Origin of the sequence: Xanthomonas sp. NCPPB 1128 (genome assembly GCF_001043115.1) — a bacterium.
Taxonomy (GTDB): domain Bacteria; phylum Pseudomonadota; class Gammaproteobacteria; order Xanthomonadales; family Xanthomonadaceae; genus Xanthomonas_A.
This window is the reverse complement of record NZ_LFME01000030.1, coordinates 1-15,172: the sequence shown is the minus strand read 5'-3', so window position 1 is coordinate 15,172 and position 15,172 is coordinate 1. Positions and strand designations below refer to the sequence as shown.

The 15,172-nt window shown below is 70.4% G+C and carries 15 protein-coding genes; 7 read left to right on the top strand and 8 right to left on the bottom strand.

What is annotated here, in order from left to right; all coding sequences use genetic code 11:
* The first annotated feature begins 9 nt into the window (after nt 1–9).
* Together ACP93_RS16510 and ACP93_RS16505 are read left to right on the top strand one after the other, a co-directional pair.
* On the top strand, nt 10–555 hold the full coding sequence (locus ACP93_RS16510; protein ID WP_048491760.1) for a YecA/YgfB family protein: 546 nt from the start codon (nt 10–12) through the stop codon (nt 553–555).
* Nucleotides 555–1,886, top strand: a complete 1,332-nt coding sequence (locus ACP93_RS16505) for an aminopeptidase P N-terminal domain-containing protein (protein ID WP_048491759.1) — start codon at nt 555–557, stop codon at nt 1,884–1,886. The genes ACP93_RS16510 and ACP93_RS16505 overlap by 1 nt, the downstream gene beginning before the upstream one ends.
* Nucleotides 1,887–2,417: 531 nt before the next feature.
* Here the strand turns inward: ACP93_RS16505 and ACP93_RS22025 are convergent.
* Entirely contained in the window at nt 2,418–2,561 is a 144-nt protein-coding gene (locus ACP93_RS22025; protein WP_157862437.1) for a hypothetical protein, read from the bottom strand.
* A gap of 47 nt (nt 2,562–2,608) precedes the next feature.
* Here ACP93_RS22025 and ACP93_RS16500 point away from each other — a divergent pair, with 47 nt between their 5' ends.
* On the top strand, nt 2,609–3,058 hold the full coding sequence (locus ACP93_RS16500; RefSeq protein ID WP_048491758.1) for a hypothetical protein: 450 nt from the start codon (nt 2,609–2,611) through the stop codon (nt 3,056–3,058).
* A gap of 13 nt (nt 3,059–3,071) precedes the next feature.
* Here the strand turns inward: ACP93_RS16500 and pepQ are convergent, their stop codons facing one another.
* The 7 genes from pepQ to rph all read right to left on the bottom strand — a co-directional run bounded on the left by pepQ (nt 3,072) and on the right by rph (nt 10,561).
* Nucleotides 3,072–4,397 carry a Xaa-Pro dipeptidase gene (gene pepQ / locus ACP93_RS16495; protein ID WP_048491757.1) on the bottom strand — a complete coding sequence of 442 codons (1,326 nt, stop codon included), beginning with the start codon at nt 4,395–4,397 and terminating at the stop codon, nt 3,072–3,074.
* Between the two features lie 288 nt (nt 4,398–4,685).
* Nucleotides 4,686–5,027 (bottom strand): PilZ domain-containing protein, encoded by a 342-nt coding sequence (locus tag ACP93_RS16490; protein ID WP_048491756.1) that lies wholly within the window; start codon nt 5,025–5,027, stop codon nt 4,686–4,688.
* Nucleotides 5,024–7,393, bottom strand: coding sequence for a DUF1631 domain-containing protein (locus ACP93_RS16485; RefSeq protein WP_048491755.1), 2,370 nt, complete (start codon nt 7,391–7,393; stop codon nt 5,024–5,026). The genes ACP93_RS16490 and ACP93_RS16485 overlap by 4 nt, the downstream gene beginning before the upstream one ends.
* An 86-nt stretch (nt 7,394–7,479) precedes the next feature.
* A complete protein-coding gene (gene hemW, locus ACP93_RS16480) occupies nt 7,480–8,709 on the bottom strand; it encodes a radical SAM family heme chaperone HemW (RefSeq protein ID WP_048491754.1) in 1,230 nt (409 codons plus the stop codon).
* Nucleotides 8,710–8,841: 132 nt separating this feature from the next.
* Nucleotides 8,842–9,453 carry an RdgB/HAM1 family non-canonical purine NTP pyrophosphatase gene (gene rdgB / locus ACP93_RS16475; protein WP_048491753.1) on the bottom strand — a complete coding sequence of 204 codons (612 nt, stop codon included), beginning with the start codon at nt 9,451–9,453 and terminating at the stop codon, nt 8,842–8,844.
* Nucleotides 9,450–9,839 carry a VOC family protein gene (locus ACP93_RS16470; protein ID WP_048491752.1) on the bottom strand — a complete coding sequence of 130 codons (390 nt, stop codon included), beginning with the start codon at nt 9,837–9,839 and terminating at the stop codon, nt 9,450–9,452. The genes rdgB and ACP93_RS16470 overlap by 4 nt, the downstream gene beginning before the upstream one ends.
* Entirely contained in the window at nt 9,836–10,561 is a 726-nt protein-coding gene (gene rph, locus ACP93_RS16465; RefSeq protein WP_048491803.1) for a ribonuclease PH, read from the bottom strand. Before rph ends, ACP93_RS16470 begins: the two co-directional genes overlap by 4 nt.
* A gap of 107 nt (nt 10,562–10,668) precedes the next feature.
* On the opposite strand from rph, the gene ACP93_RS16460 reads away from it, so the two are divergent.
* From ACP93_RS16460 to ACP93_RS16445, 4 genes are all read left to right on the top strand, one after another.
* Entirely contained in the window at nt 10,669–11,529 is an 861-nt protein-coding gene (locus tag ACP93_RS16460) for a YicC/YloC family endoribonuclease (RefSeq protein ID WP_048491751.1), read from the top strand.
* Between the two features lie 152 nt (nt 11,530–11,681).
* Nucleotides 11,682–12,308: a guanylate kinase gene (gene gmk, locus ACP93_RS16455; protein ID WP_048491750.1), complete on the top strand. Its 627-nt coding sequence runs from the start codon at nt 11,682–11,684 to the stop codon at nt 12,306–12,308.
* A 112-nt stretch (nt 12,309–12,420) separates the two neighbouring features.
* On the top strand, nt 12,421–12,720 hold the full coding sequence (gene rpoZ, locus ACP93_RS16450) for a DNA-directed RNA polymerase subunit omega (protein ID WP_010343101.1): 300 nt from the start codon (nt 12,421–12,423) through the stop codon (nt 12,718–12,720).
* Between the two features lie 101 nt (nt 12,721–12,821).
* The gene (locus ACP93_RS16445) at nt 12,822–14,993 is read left to right on the top strand and encodes a RelA/SpoT family protein (protein WP_048491749.1); all 2,172 of its coding nucleotides are present in this window, start codon (nt 12,822–12,824) and stop codon (nt 14,991–14,993) included.
* The last annotated feature ends 179 nt before the right edge of the window (nt 14,994–15,172 follow it).

The window sequence follows — 15,172 nt, the reverse complement described above, 5'->3', positions numbered from 1 at the left end:
CTTCGCTCCATGACCGAACTTCCCACTGCCGACCAGATCGCCGATGCCAGCCGGACGCTTGGCCTGGCTGCGTCGGCGGCCGAACTGCACGGCGCCCTGTGCGGCTGGCTGGCCGGCGGCGGCGCCGAGTTGCCGGCATGGCCGGCCGCCGTGCTGGCCGACGCCAGCGTCGCCACGCCCCGCCCCGGCGACGCGCTGGACCGCCTGCGCGAGGCCACGACTGCGCAACTGAACGACCGCGATTTCGGCTTCGACCTGGTGCTGGCCGATGCCGGCGCGCCGCTGCCCGAGCGCGCCGACGCGCTGTTCGACTGGTGCCGCGGCTTCCTCGGCGGCTTCGGCCTGGCTGCGCGTGCCGCGCCGCCGCTGTCCGAGGAAGGGCAGGAGGCGCTGCAGGACGTGGCGCGGCTGGCCCAGGCCAGCGCCGACGATTTCGACAGCGGCGACGAGGACGAGGACGCGCTGGCCGAGATCGAGGAGTTCGTGCGCGTGGCGGTGCTGCTGCTGCACAGCGACTGCGTGCTCGGTCCACGCCACCGGCAGCGCCTGAACTGATGAAGCGGCTCACCGGGATTTCCGCCGGCGAGTACGCGCGCCGGCGCCGGCAACTGATGGACATGGCCGGCGAGCAGGCCATCCTGGTGCTGCCGAGCGCGCCGGAGCGGGTGCGCAGCCACGACACGCATTACCCGTACCGGCAGGATTCGGACTTCTGGTACCTGTGCGGCTTTCCCGAGCCGGACGCGGTGCTGGTGCTGGTGCCCGGGCGCCGCCACGGCGAGGCGCTGCTGTTCTGCCGCGAACGCGACCCCGAACGCGAAGCCTGGGATGGCCCGCGGGCGGGCCAGGAAGGCGCGGTCGAGCGCTACGGCATGGACGATGCCTATCCGATCGACGACCTCGACGAGATCCTGCCCGGGCTGCTGGAAGGCCGCTCGCGGGTGTACTACCACTTCGGCCGCGACGTCGATTTCGACCTGAAACTGATCGGCTGGGTCAAGCGCGTGCGCGAGCAGGTGCGGCACGGCGCGCAGCCGCCGCACGAGTTCCTGGAACTGGGCCATCTGCTGCACGAACAGCGCCTGTTCAAGTCGCGCGACGAGATCGCGCTGATGCAGGTGGCCGCCGACCTGAGCGTGGCCGGGCACCGCGCGGCGATGCGGCTGGCGCGGCCGGGCGTGCACGAGTACCAACTGCAGGCCGAGATCGAGCGCGAATTCCGCGCCGGCGACGCCTGGCCGGCCTACGGCAGCATCGTCGGCAGCGGCCACAACGCCTGCGTGCTGCATTACCGCGCCAATGCCGCGCGCCTGCGCGATGGCGAGCTGGTGCTGGTCGATGCCGGCGCCGAGTACCGCGGCTATGCCGCCGACATCACCCGCACGTTCCCGGCCAACGGCCGCTTCAGCGCCGAACAGCGCGCGCTGCATGACCTGGTCGGCGCCGCTCACGCCGCGGCGCTGGCGCAGGCGCGCCCGGGCGTGGCCTACGAGGCCGGGCACCTGGCCGCGGTACGGACCCTGACCGAAGGCCTGCTGCGGCTGGGCCTGCTCAAGGGCAGCCTGGAGCAGAACCTGGCCAGCGGCGACTACCGACGCTTCTACCGGCACAAGACCGGGCACTGGCTGGGCCTGGACGTGCACGACGTCGGCGACTACCGGCTGGCCGGCGACTCGCGCCTGCTCGAGCCGGGCATGGTGTTCACCATCGAACCCGGCCTGTACGTGTCGCCGGACGACAAGGACGTGGACCCGAAGTGGCGCGGCATCGGCATCCGCACCGAGGACGACGTGCTGATCACCGACGACGGCCACCGCGTGCTCACCGATGCGCTGGCGCGCAGCGCAGAGGAGATCGAGGGTTTTATGGCTGGGAATGGGGAATAGGGAAACGGGAATCGGAAAGCGCTGCCCGCGCGCGGAAAGGTCAGCTAGCGGACCCGGCGCTTTTGCTGTTGCGAATCCCCAATCCCGACGGTGGCCATCAGGCCGCCGCGATACTGACGCCACCCCTTGCTTGCGCGTGGCCGGTTGCGCACAGTGACCGGCTGAAAAAGGGGGATTCATGAAGATGTGGATGCGATGCCTGCTGGCGGCAGGACTGTGCCTGGCCGTCGCGGTGCAGGCGGGTGCGCAGCAGGTGGCACCTGCCGCGGTGCCCACCGATGCGCCGCCGGTTCCTGCAGCGGCGGCAACGCCAGCTCCCGCACCGGCCGCGGTGCCGACACTGGCGCTGGATGATCTGCAGACCTTGCTGTCGCTGCGCTCGGCGCCGGAGGCGCGCGCGCAGATGCTGGCGCAGGTGGTCACGCTGGCAGGCAAAGGTGACGGCGCCTCGGCCTACGTACTGGGCGTGCTCTATCGCAATGGCGAGGCGCATCCTGCGCATCTGGTGCCGCGCGACCTGGACACGGCCCGCTACTGGCTGGAGCGCTGCCTGGGCATGCCGCGCTGCCCACTGCTGGCGTTGGCCTCGCTGGCCGAGCTGGAACTGTCCGCCGGCAATGCCAAGCCGGCGCTGCAATGGGCGCAGGGCTGGGTGGCGATGGACCGCGAGTTCACGGAGCGGGCGCGGGAGATCGAGGGCCGGCACGTGCGGCCCAGTCAGCGTGGAGCGCTGCTATGCGGCGATGCCGGGCGGCAACCGCGACGCGATCGGCCTGGCCTGGTTCAATGCGTTCCGTGTGCAATGGGGCCGGACACTGGACCGGATGCTGTTCGCGCAGCTCGATGCGCTGCAGGCGCAGGATGGCGACGATGCTGGCGGGCTGACTGCGCGTGCCGAGAATCAACGGCGCAAGACCGTGCTGGACAGCCCGATGGACCTGCCGGTCACGCCGGCGTTGAGCCTGTTCCTGATGCGCGGCGATCCGCAGGGTGGACGCCCCGAGTCCGCGCTGGTGCTGGAGGCGCTGCCCTCGCCGAACGCGGCACGTGGCCTCGAAGCGCTCGCACGCGATTTCAAGACCGCGCCGTATCCTGCGGCAGCCGGTCAACGCCGCTACGACCTGATCCCGATGAGCTTCAATCGCGGCCCCTATGCGCTGACCGGCAAGTGACCATAGCGGCGGCTCAGGCCGCCGCCGCAAACACCGGCCGCGTCAGGTTCTCGGGGGCGTCCTCGGTGCACACCACTTCGTCCTCGATGCGGATGCCGCCGTAGGGCTTGAACTGTTCCACCCGCGCCCAGTCGACGCTGCCGCCATGGCCGGCCTGCTTGAGGTCGTCTAGCAGCATGTCGATGAAGTACAGGCCGGGCTCGATCGTCACCACCATGCCCGGTTCCAGGGTGCGGGTCATGCGCAGGTAGGGGTGGCCGTCGGGGCGTTCGATGCGGCCGCCGCGGTCGCTGGCGGCGAAGCCGGCGACGTCGTGCACCTGCAGGCCGATCGGGTGGCCCAGGCCGTGCGGGAAGAACGCGGCGCTGACGCCGGTGGCGACCGCGGTTTCCGGCGACACGGTGAGCACGCCGGCGTCCTTCAGTACGCCCATCAGCGCCAGGTGCGCATCCAGGTGCAATTGCCGGTAGTCGACGCCGGCGCGTACCTGTTGACCCATGCGCTGCTGCGCGGCGTCCACCGCGTCGATCAGGGCCTGGAATTCGCTGCTGGGATCGGCGGCGTAGGTGCGGGTGATGTCGCTGGCGTAGCCGTGCGCGGAGGCGCCGGCGTCGATCAGGAAGCTGCGCAGCGGCGTCGGCGCCTGCCGCTGCAGTTCGGTGTAGTGCAGCACGGCGCCGTGTTCGTTCAATGCCACGATGTTGCCGTACGGCAGTTCGTTCGCGTCCTGCCCGACTGCCGCGCAGTAGGCCATGTGGATCTCGAACTCGCTGCGGCCGTCGCGGAACGCGGCCTCGGCGGCGCGATGGCCGCGCACTGCCGAGTGCTGCGCCTGGCGCATCAGCGCCAGCTCGTAGGGCGTCTTGTAGGCGCGGTAGTACTCCAGATACTGCAGCACGCTTTCCGGATTATTCGGCACGTAGGCGCCCAGCGCGCTCTGCGGCTCGCCCAGGATCGCGCTGCGCGCCGCATCCGGCAGCAGCGCCAGTGCCTCGTCCGGGGTGCGGATCAGGTGGATGTCGCAGTGCTCCGCCCACCAGCCGCTGGGCGCGTCCGGCACCACGTGCCAGTAGTCGCGCGGTTGGTGGAAGATCACCTGCGGCCGGCGCCCGGGCGTGTACACCAGCCAGCTGTTCGGCACCCGGGTCAGCGGCAGCCAGGCCTTGAACTGCGGGTTGACCGCGAACGGGTAGTCGCGGTCGTCGAACACCTGGTAGTGCAGACCGCCGCTCGGCACCACCAGGTGGTCGAAGCCGCCGCGCGCCAGCGCCTCGTCGGCGCGTTGCGTCAGCGTGCGCAGGTGGTCGGCATACAGGGCGCTCGGGTCGTGCTGGGACATGGCAGTGGCTCGTTCGGCGATGCGGAAACGGGGGCGCCAAGTGTGCCGGAAACGGTGTGGGCGTGCGGACGTGGTGCGCAGGGCACGCGGTGTCACGGCAGCCTTTGTAATCCCTCAGGGCCTTCTTCTTGGTCGGGGCGCGCGCCGGATGTTGATCGCTGCCGTAGGAGCGGCGTCAGCCGCGACGGGCACTCTCGGTAACGCCCGTCGCGGCTGACGCCGCTCCTACGAGGGCCACGACGTGTTCCTTCGAGAGGCCCTGAAGCCGCTCCTGCGGGATTGGCAGCGCTAGCCGCCGCTGGCGGCGTTGATCCACTGCCGCAGCAGCTCGCGATGCGCAGGGGAAATGGTCAGGAAGCGAAAGCCGGCCCAGGATTGGCCCGGTGCGTGCGAGGGTTCGCTCCACAACAGGTGTGCGCCGACGTCGATCTGCACCTCGCGGTCGGCGTGCGGCATCGCGAAGCGCAACTGGTACAGCGCGTCTTCGTGCAGCGGCGCCGAGGCCAGCAGCAGCATGCCCTGTTCGGAGACGTTGCCGAGGCGGCCGACCACGGCGTCTTCCATCAGGTCCAGCACCGGCACCATCTCCGGGACCTGGCGGCGCGGCGAACGGCGGGCGTCGACGCTCATGCGCCCTCCATCGCGTCGTCGGCCGCAGGCGCCCCGGCCAGGGTGCGCAGCGCGCGGACCGCGGCCTGCCAGGCGCGGTCGATCAGGCGGGCGCGGTCTTCGCTGACGATACGGGCCTGGCCCTGCGCCAGCAGCCGCGACAGCCCGTCGAGGGTGTGTTCTGCGGCCTTCTGTCCGCGCTGGTTGACGAACAGCGCGCGATCGGTGATCGGGCTGTACCAGGACAGGCGCTGCCGTTTCAGGTCGCCCTGCTGATTGACGACGAATTCGAACCAGGTGCCGAACGGCAGCGTGCGCAGCCGCGCATAGGCGGCCTGTTCGGCATCGTTGCGCGGTGGCAGCGATGGCCGTTCGCCGTCTTCGCCCTGGTCGCCGAGCCGGCTGCGCGCCTTCAGCCGTACGCTGAGTTCGGTGCGCGAGGTGGTGGCGTCGGTGCCGCCGGGCGTGGACAGGCGGCGGGCGATGGCCTCGGCTTCCTGCTGGTGGTAGCCCACCTGCAGCAGCGCCTGGCACACGCGCTCGGCCAGGGCGGCATCGGAGGCGCCCTCGTTGCGGCAGGTGACTTCGGCGATGCGCTCGGCCAGGGCGATGCGCTCGCGCCAGGTCTCCGAGTCCTCGCCCTGGCGCAGCAGGGTCAGCACCAGCACGTCGGACCAGGCCTGCTGCAGCAGGGTCTGCACGAAGCCGGGCGGTTGCCGGGCGCTGCACAGCGCCTCCAGGGTGGCGTTCGCGGTCTGCTTGGCCAGTTCCAGCCGTTCCTTGCCGCGGGCGGCCTCGACATGCCGGCGCTCGGCGATCTCGGCCTTGTGCGCCAGGCTGCGCTGCTGCGCCTGGATATCCTGGTGAGCCTGTTCGAAGACGACCTCGTCGCCTTCGTATTCCTCGACCACGCGGTCCACGGCCTGGTTGAGCTTGAGCAGCAGCGTCGGATCGCTGTCCTCTTCGCCCAGCCAGGTCGCGCCCGATTCGGCGACGGCGTTGAGCAGTTCCCGCGCCGGGTGTCTGCTGCGCGCGAAGAACGCCGGATCCTGCAGCGCGGCGCGCACCAGCGGCACCTGCAGGCGTTCCAGCAGCGCTGCGGCGGGCGCATCGGGACGCACCTCGCGTTCGATCTCGCCGTCCAGCAGGCCGAGCAGGTCGAAGGTGTCGGCCTGCTGCGCTGCCAGCGTCGCCTGCGCACCATGGGTGGCGCGCAGCGCCTGCAGCAGGGCGGTCTGCACGTCGCGCATGTGGCGGCGTCCGCGCAACCCGCCGAGCGTGCTGTGCGCCGGCGGCTGCGCCTGCAGTTCGCCCAGGGCCTCCAGCAGGCTGGCGGTCGGGACTGGGGCCGTGCCGGCGTTCGCCGGCAGCGGCGGGAGCGTGGCGGTACCGGCGGTCGTGGCGGCGGGTGTGGCATGCGCGCGCGCGGCCGTGAGCAACTGGCGCAGCGTGGCCAGATCCGGGCCGCTGGCGGCTGGCTCGGCAGCGGCCGCCGCCGCCGCACCCAATGGCGGTAGCGGCGGCGCGGCGGCCGGCGCCGACGCGCTGCCCATCGCGGGCATGGCCTGGCCGGGGGCGGTGCCGTGATCCCTGGGCCCGTTTGCGGCAGCGGCTGGATCGGCTCCTGCGGGCATGCGCGCGACGCGGCGCGCGCCCGGTTCCACGCTGGTGCTGCGCGCCACGTAGGGCAGGTAGATCAGGCCCGGCAGCACCCCGGCGTGGGTGAGCATGACGTTGGCCCGTTCCACGATCTCGCCGTAGCGCGACAGCGCCTGGCGTTCGAAGGCGCGGTACAGCGCCAGTTGCGTGTCCAGGCCCAGGCCCAGTATTTCGCCGGCATCGCGCAGCAGCCGGCACAGCGTGTGCGGCCCCAGCGGCAACTGCTCGATCTCGAAGGCCGGCCGCGCCGCCAGCACGCCGAAGCGCTGGCCGAGCAGTTGCAGCGGGATATTGCAGCGGGTGGCTTCGCGGCGGGCGATTTCGTGCAGCACGATGTCGCGGTCGATATCCACGTCGGCGACCAGGGTCAGCATCTGCGCGGCGGCACCGGCTCTGGCCGCGCGCGGCGCGGCGGCGGCCGCTGCCGGGCTGCGGATGCCGGCCAACTCGGCCTCCAGGTGCGCCTGATAGAACGGCGCGAAGCGCGCGCGCTGCGCACGCAAGCGCTGCGCTTCCTGGTAGATGTCCTGCTGCACCTGGCCGTTGCGGGCACGCTGGGCCTGCTCGAACAGGGTCTGCTCCAGGTCGTCCAGGGTCGCCTGCAAGGGCGCCTCCAGGGCCTGCCACAGCAGGTCGTTCAGGGCCAGCAGGAGATCGCGCACGCGCGCCGGCAGGGCGGCGCTGGCAAGCGTCGCCGGTGGGGCCGACATGGTCGCAGACAGGGGCATCCTGTGATCGCCGTTATACTTTTCTGCGCGGTATGTAGCACGAACCGCCGCCGCAACCAAGGCGTGCGGCGTCGCCAGGGCGCGCCCTAGGCAAGGAACAGGGCGACCACGTCATTGGTGAAACGCCGCCCCAGCTCGGTCGGCACGGCGTGGCCGGCGTCCACCCGCAGCCAGTCGCGGGCCTGCGCGGCGTCCAGGGCAGGGGCGATCGCCTGCAGCGGCAGGCCGGTGCGGGCGCTGAAGTCGCGCAGCGCGAAGCCGTCGTTGAGGCGCAGCGCATTGAGCATGTACTCGAACGGGCGCCGCTCCGGCGCGATCCATTCGTCGCCGCCGATCGCCGCCGGCGTCCCCGCCGTGTCCAGGAACGCCTGCGGGTGCTTGTGCTTCCAGCGCCGCAGGATGTTCTGCTCGGCGCCGGAGCTGATCTTGCCGTGGGCGCCGGCGCCGATGCCGAGATAGTCGCCGAAGGTCCAGTAGTTGAGGTTGTGCGCGCAGCGGTAGCCGGCGCGCGCATAGGCGCTGACCTCGTACTGCGCGTAGCCGGCCTCGGCCAGCAGCGCCTGGCAGCGCTCCTGCATGTCCCAGGCGTCGTCATCCTCGGGAATGCCCTGCGGCGGCCGCGCGGCGAATACGGTGTTCGGTTCCAGGGTGAGCTGGTAATGGCTCATGTGGGTCGGCTGCAGCGCCAGTGCCCGCACGATGTCGCGCGCGGCCTCGGCCAGGGTCTGCTGCGGCAGTGCGTACATCAAGTCCAGGTTGAAGTTGGTGTAGCCGGCGTCCTGCGCCAGCTTCACCGCACGCTCGGCCTCGGCGCCGTCGTGGATGCGGCCCAGCCGCTGCAACGCCGCATCGTCGAAGCTCTGGATGCCGAAGCTCAGGCGATTCACCCCGGCCGCCAGGTAGCGGTCGAAGCGGCCGTGCTCGGCGGTGCCGGGATTGGTCTCCAGGGTGATTTCCAGGCCCGGCGCGAAGCGCAGCCGGGCGCTGGCCGCCTGCAGGAAGCGGTCGATCGCCTCGGGCGGAAACAGGCTGGGCGTGCCGCCGCCGAAGAACACGCTGTTGACCACCCGGCCCCAGACCAGCGGCAGGTCCTGGTCCAGGTCGCGGATCAACGCATCCACGTAGGCGTCGAAGGGCAGCGCGCCCTTGGCCGCGTGCGAGTTGAAATCGCAATACGGGCATTTGCGCACGCACCACGGCAGATGCACGTAGAGCGACAGCGGTGGCGGTACCAGCGACGCGCCGTCGGCGTGCGCGGACGGGTCCGGACAGGCGGTGCCGGGCGGATGCTGGCAATGGTCGTGGGCGTGCGGCATGGCGGGTGGGAATCTGGAAACGGAGATGCGGGCGGTGCGGGCGCTGGCGGGGTCAGGGCTTGGCGCAGCGGCGCAGGGCAGTCTGCGCGCGCAGCGGTGCCTGGACTGGCACGGTGCCTGCGCGTGGCGCGGTCACGCGGCGGGATGCGCCGCAAGATGGTCCGCCAGGCGCTGCTTGAGCTGCTGCAGGGCGAGGGCGCGATGGCTGATGCGGTTCTTCAGCGCCAGCGGCATCTCCGCCGCGGTCTGGCCGTGGTCCGGGTCCAGGAACACCGGGTCGTAACCATGCCCGCCGCTGCCGGCACGCGCATGCGCGATGCGGCCGCGCCAGCGGCCCTCCACCAGCAGCGGTTGCGGATCCTCGGCATGCCGCAGCAGCACCAGCACGCAGTAGAAGTGCGCGCCGCGCTGCGCGTCGGGCACATCGCGCAGCGCATCCAGCAGCTTGTCGATGTTGGCCTGCGCATTGCCGTGTTCGCCGGCGTAGCGTGCCGAGTACAACCCCGGCGCGCCGTGCAGCGCGTCCACGCAGATGCCGGAGTCGTCGGCCAGCGCGGGAAGGCCGGTGACGCGGGCGGCGTGGCGCGCCTTGAGCAGCGCGTTCTCGACGAAGGTCAGGCCGGTTTCGTCGGCATCGCTGACGCCGAGCGTGGATTGCGCGATCAGCTCGACGCCGACGTCGTCGAGCAGGGCGTGCAGTTCTTCGAGCTTGCCGGCGTTGCTGCTGGCCAGGACCAGTTTCATGCGGTGGGCTCCAGGAGATCCCAGGTGTTGCCGTACAGATCGCGGAACACCGCGACCGTGGCGTAAGGTTCGTGACGCGGGGCTTCCAGGAACTCCACGCCGGCGGCCAGCATCGCCGCGTGGTCGCGCTGGAAGTCGTCGGTGTGCAGGAAGAAGCCGACCCGACCGCCGGTCTGGTCGCCGATGCGGCTGCGCTGGGCGTCGTCGCTGGCGCGCGCCAGCAGTAACGCCGCGCCGCGCGCATCGCCAGGCCCGACCACGACCCAGCGCTTGTGGCCCTGGTCCACGTCCTCCAGCACCTGGAAGCCCAGCTTGCCGGTGTACCAGGCGATGGCCTCGTCGTAGTCGGCCACCACCAGGGTGACCAGGGCCAGGCGCTGCTTCATTGCGCCAGGGCCGCGCGCTGCGCCGCCAGCAACTCGCCGATGCCGCGCTCGGCAAGGCCGAGCAGTGCGTCCAGTTCGTCGCGGCGGAAGGCGTGGCCCTCGGCGGTGCCCTGCAGCTCGATGAAGCCGCCACCGTCGTTCATCACCACGTTCATGTCGGTATCGCAGTCGCTGTCCTCGGCGTAGTCCAGGTCCAGCACCGGGGTGCCGCGATACACGCCCACCGAGACCGCCGCGACCGCGCCCAGCACCACCGGCTTCTTCAGGTCGCCGCGCTTCTGCAGCCAGTTCACCGCATCCACCAGCGCCACGTAGGCGCCGGTGATGGCGGCGGTGCGGGTGCCGCCGTCGGCCTGCAGCACGTCGCAGTCCAGGGTGATGGTGCGTTCGCCCAGCGCGGTGCGGTCCACGCACGCGCGCAGCGCGCGGCCGATCAGGCGCTGGATCTCCAGGGTGCGTCCGCCCTGCTTGCCGCGCGCGGCCTCGCGATCGGAGCGCGAATGGGTGGCACGTGGCAGCATGCCGTATTCGGCAGTCACCCAGCCTTCCCCCTTGCCGCGCAGGAAGCCCGGCACGCGGTTCTCGACGCTGGCGTTGCACAGCACGCGGGTGTCGCCGAAGCTGACCAGGACCGAACCTTCGGCATGGCGGGTGAAGGCGCGTTCGATGCGGACCGGGCGCAACTGATCGGCCGTGCGGCCGCTGGGACGGGAAAAGGACATGCAGGGTTCCGGAAAGGACAGGGCCGTGCGCGGCATGTGACCGCGTTCGGCAAGGCAGGAAAGGGCGCTAGGTTAACATCCGCCCCTTGCCCGCACTGGAACACCGCATGATCCGCAGCATGACCGCCTACGCCGGCGCCGAGCGCATCACTCCCTGGGGCACGCTGGGGTGCGAGCTGCGCTCGGTCAACCACCGTTTCCTGGAAGTGGGCGTGCGCCTGCCGGAAGAGCTGCGCGCGCTGGAGCCGCAACTGCGCGAACGCGTGGCCGCGCGCATCAGCCGCGGCAAGCTCGACCTGATGCTGCGCCTGCGCGCGCCGGAGGCGGCGCAGACCCTGGCGGTGAACGAGGCCCTGGTCGAACAGCTGGGCGTGCTCGCGCAGCGACTGGGTGTGCGTTTCCCGCAGATGCAGGTGCAGTTCGTCGACCTGCTGCAGATGCCCGGCGTGCTGCAGGGGCAGAGCGCCGATCCGGCGGCGCTGCAGGCGCAGGCGCTGGAACTGCTGGACGAGGTGCTGGCCGAGTTCGTCGCCGCGCGCGAGCGCGAGGGCGGCAAACTGGCCGCGGCCATCGTCGAGCGGGTCGATGCGGTGGAACGCATCGCCGGCGAGGTGCGCACGCTGATCCCGGCCATCCGCGACGGCCAGCGTACCAAGCTGGCGGCGCGCCTGGCCGATCTGCCGCATCCGGTCGACCCCGGCCGTGCCGAGCAGGAACTGGTGCTGTGGCTGCAGAAGCTGGACGTGGACGAGGAACTGGACCGGCTCGGCAGCCACATCAAGGAATTGCGGCGGGTGCTGCGCCAGCCGGAACCGGCGGGCCGGCGCCTGGACTTCCTGCTGCAGGAATTCAACCGCGAGGCCAACACCCTGGGCTCGAAGTCGGTGGACAGCCGCACCTCCAACGCCGCAGTGGAACTGAAGGTGCTGATCGACCAGATCCGCGAGCAGGTGCAGAACCTGGAGTAGCCGGGATGGCGGGATTCGAGAGTGGGGATTGGCGCGGCGGACCCGGGCGCCGGGCGGGTCACGTCCATACCGGGTAGCATATCGACCCCGTGGGTATCGGCCCGCGGCTCCGTTCGCGAGTCCCGACTCCCCAATTCCGAATCCCTGATCCTATGCGCGGCACTCTCTACATCGTGGCGGCCCCCTCTGGCGCCGGCAAGAGCAGCATCGTCAACGCCACCCTGGCGCGCGACCCGCAGATCGCGCTGTCGATCTCGTTCACCTCGCGCGCGCCGCGCCCGGGCGAACGCCATGCCGAGCACTACCATTTCGTCTCCGCCGACGAGTTCCAGCGGATGATCGATGCCGGCGACTTCTTCGAGTACGCCCGCGTCCACGGCGACTGGAAGGGCACGGCGCGGCAGTCGGTGGAGCCGCAACTGGCCGCCGGCCTCGACGTGCTGCTGGAAATCGACTGGCAGGGCGCGCGCCAGGTGCGGGCCAAGGTGCCGGACGCGGTCAGCGTGTTCATCCTGCCGCCCTCGCGCGAGGCGCTGGAGCAGCGCATGCGCAAGCGCGGCCAGGACAGCGAGGCGGTGATCGCGCAGCGGCTGGCCGCTGCGCGCGAGGAAATGTCGCACTACGCCGACTTCGACTACGTGATCGTCAATGAGCATTTCGACACCGCGGTGGACGAGATGTGCGCGATCTTCGTCGCCAGCCGCCTGCGCCGGCTGCCGCAGCAGCAGCGCCACGCCGGGCTGATCGACACCCTCCTGCAGGAACAGCCAACTGGCTGATTCCAAAGGGAACTGAATGGGGTGGGGTTGCTCTCGGGCGGTTGCCGCCCTACAATCCCCGCCCTTTCCCTCATTCGAACGCGTGGCCGTCGCCGGCCCGCCGGGAGCCCGCATGGCCCGCATCACCGTAGAAGATTGCCTGGAAGTCGTTAACAACCGTTTCGAACTGGTCATGATGGCGTCCAAGCGCGCCCGCCAGCTCGCCAACGGCGTGCAGGCCACCCTCGACAACACCGAATCGGCTGACAAGCCGACCGTGCTGGCGCTGCGCGAGATCGCCGCGCGCAAGATCGACAACGCGTTGATCGACGAGGTCGAGAAGGCCGAGCGCGAACGCGCCGAGCGCGAGGCCCTGGAATGGGCCGCGGCCGAAGTCGTCGCCGACGAGGACATGTCCAAGAACGACGACTGATCGCGTCCTCGCGTCGCGATCGTCCTGCGAACAGCCCGCATCCGCGGGCTGTTTCGTTTTGCGGGTTTGCCGTCCACGCGCCGCTGGCATAGTCTTTCCGCATGAACCCAGGCCCTTCTGCCCAGGTCGCCCACGCCGCGCCGTCGTCGGCCGACGAGGCGGTCCCCGACTACGTCCTGCAACTCGAACGCAGCGCCAGCTATCTGCCCGCCGAGCAGATCCCGCTGCTGCGCCGCGCCTGGGAGGTCGGCGCGGCCGCGCACGCGGGGCAGACCCGCAAGTCCGGCGAGCCCTACATCACCCATCCGGTGGCGGTGGCCGGCGTGCTGGCCGAGCTCGGCCTGGACGTGGAAGCGCTGATCGCAGCGATCCTGCACGACACCATCGAGGACACCCCGCTGACCCGTGCCGAACTGGCCGCGGAGTTCGGCGAGGCGGTGGCGGAGCTGGTCGACGGCGTCACCAAGCTGGACAAGCTCAAGTTCCGTGATCGCCAGGAAGCGGCCGCCGAGAGCTTCCGCAAGATGCTGCTGGCGATGTCGCGCGACCTGCGCGTGATCATGATCAAGCTCGCCGATCGCCTGCACAACATGCGCACGCTGGGCGCGCAGAGCGCCGAGGCGCGCAGCCGCATCGCCCGCGAGACCCTGGAGATCTACGCGCCGATCGCCCAGCGCCTGGGCATGAGCCTGATGAAGTCCGAGCTGCAGAACCTCGGCTTCCGCGCGCTGCATCCGTGGCGCCACGCGATCATCGAAAAGCACATCCGCAGCCAGCCGGTGGTGCGCCGCGAGTCGATGGCGCAGGTGGAAGTGCAGTTGTCGCAGCGCCTGGCCAAGGAGGGGCTGGAGCACCGGCTGGTGAGCCGGATCAAGACGCCGTGGAGCATCTACAACAAGATGCGCGACGAGAACAAATCCTTCGACCAGGTGATGGACGTGTTCGGCTTCCGCCTGGTGGTACGCGGGGTGCCCGACTGCTACCACGCCCTCGGCGCGGTGCATGCCACCTTCAAGCCGCTGGATGCGCGCTTCCGCGACTTCATCGCCATTCCCAAGGCCAACGGCTACCAGTCGCTGCACACGGTGCTGTTCGGTCCCTACGGTTCGCCGATCGAAGTGCAGATCCGCACCGAGGAGATGGACCTGATCGCCGAACGCGGCGTCGCCGCGCACTGGACCTACAAGTTCGGCGGCGATTCGCCCAACAGCGCGCAGAGCCGCGCGCATGCGTGGATCGTCGAGCTGATCGAATCGCAGCGCGCCGCCGGCTCGTCGCTGGAGTTCCTGGACAACGTCAAGGTCGACCTGTTCCCGGACGAGGTCTACCTGTTCACGCCCAAGGGCAAGATCCTGGCGCTGCCGCGCAACTCCACCGCGCTGGACTTCGCCTATGCGGTGCACACCGACGTCGGCAACCGCGCGGTGGCCTCGCGCGTGGACAAGAAGCTGGTGCCGCTGCGCACCAAGCTGGTCAGCGGACAGACGGTGGAGGTGATCACCGCGCGCTCGGCCACGCCCAAGCCGCAGTGGCTGGAGTTCGTGGTCAGCAGCAAGGCGCGCACCGCGATCCGCCACCAGCTCAAGCAGCTCGAACACGAGGACGCGGTGCAGCTCGGCCATCGCATGCTCGATCGCGCGCTGGAGGCGATGGACAGTTCGCTGGAGCGGTTGCCCAAGGGGCGCCTGGATTCGTTCCTCAGCGAGCACCGTTATCCGCGCCTGGAGGCGCTGCTGGCCGACGTGGCGCTGGGCAATTGGATGCCCAACCAGGCCGCGCAGGCACTGATGGCCTATGCGGAACTACGCGGCGGCGGCCACTCCAAGCATTCGCAGGAAAAGATCCTGATCAACGGCACCGAGCGCGGCGTGGTCAGCTTCGCCAATTGCTGCCAGCCGATTCCCGGCGACGAGATCATGGGCTACCACACCGCCGGCAAGGGCATCGTGGTGCATCGCCTGGACTGCCCGAACCTGGCCGAACTGCGCAAGTCGCCCGAGCGCTGGGTGCCGATCGGTTGGGACAGCAGCGTCATCGGCGACTACGACACCGCGCTGGTGGTGGACGTGGAGAACCGTACCGGCGTGCTCGCGCAGCTGGCAGCGGCGATCGCGCAGAGCCAGTCCAACATCGAGCGCGTCGACTACCTGGACCGCGACTTCAACGCCGCGGTGCTGCGCTTCAACATCCAGGTGCGCGACCGCAACCACCTGGCCGAGGTGATGCGCCGGTTGCGGCGCCTGCATGCGGTGCAGAGCGTGCGGCGCCAATAAGGCGGGGATTCGGGATTGGGGATTCCACGCGGGGCTGGCGTTGGTTTTTCGTAGGAGCGGCTTCAGCCGCGACGCCTTACCGAAAGCGTCGCGGCTGAAGCCGCTCCTACGAAAAGCGGGCGAAGCGCATGGCCGGCATCCCCGGCGTGCACGCTGTTCCCCAATCCCCAATCCCCAAT

Bases quoted from the DNA above. Each gene is read 5' to 3' on its own strand.
- ACP93_RS16470 (WP_048491752.1), bottom strand. From the start codon at position 9,839: ATGAAGCAGCGCCTGGCCCTGGTCACCCTGGTGGTGGCCGACTACGAC.
- hemW (WP_048491754.1), bottom strand. From the start codon at position 8,709: ATGCCGCACGCCCACGACCATTGCCAGCATCCGCCCGGCACCGCCTGT.
- rdgB (WP_048491753.1), bottom strand. From the start codon at position 9,453: ATGAAACTGGTCCTGGCCAGCAGCAACGCCGGCAAGCTCGAAGAACTG.
- rpoZ (WP_010343101.1), top strand. From the start codon at position 12,421: ATGGCCCGCATCACCGTAGAAGATTGCCTGGAAGTCGTTAACAACCGT.
- ACP93_RS16505 (WP_048491759.1), top strand. From the start codon at position 555: ATGAAGCGGCTCACCGGGATTTCCGCCGGCGAGTACGCGCGCCGGCGC.
- pepQ (WP_048491757.1), bottom strand. From the start codon at position 4,397: ATGTCCCAGCACGACCCGAGCGCCCTGTATGCCGACCACCTGCGCACG.
- ACP93_RS16445 (WP_048491749.1), top strand. From the start codon at position 12,822: ATGAACCCAGGCCCTTCTGCCCAGGTCGCCCACGCCGCGCCGTCGTCG.
- rph (WP_048491803.1), bottom strand. From the start codon at position 10,561: ATGTCCTTTTCCCGTCCCAGCGGCCGCACGGCCGATCAGTTGCGCCCG.
- ACP93_RS16510 (WP_048491760.1), top strand. From the start codon at position 10: ATGACCGAACTTCCCACTGCCGACCAGATCGCCGATGCCAGCCGGACG.
- ACP93_RS16485 (WP_048491755.1), bottom strand. From the start codon at position 7,393: ATGCCCCTGTCTGCGACCATGTCGGCCCCACCGGCGACGCTTGCCAGC.
- gmk (WP_048491750.1), top strand. From the start codon at position 11,682: ATGCGCGGCACTCTCTACATCGTGGCGGCCCCCTCTGGCGCCGGCAAG.
- ACP93_RS16460 (WP_048491751.1), top strand. From the start codon at position 10,669: ATGATCCGCAGCATGACCGCCTACGCCGGCGCCGAGCGCATCACTCCC.
- ACP93_RS16490 (WP_048491756.1), bottom strand. From the start codon at position 5,027: ATGAGCGTCGACGCCCGCCGTTCGCCGCGCCGCCAGGTCCCGGAGATG.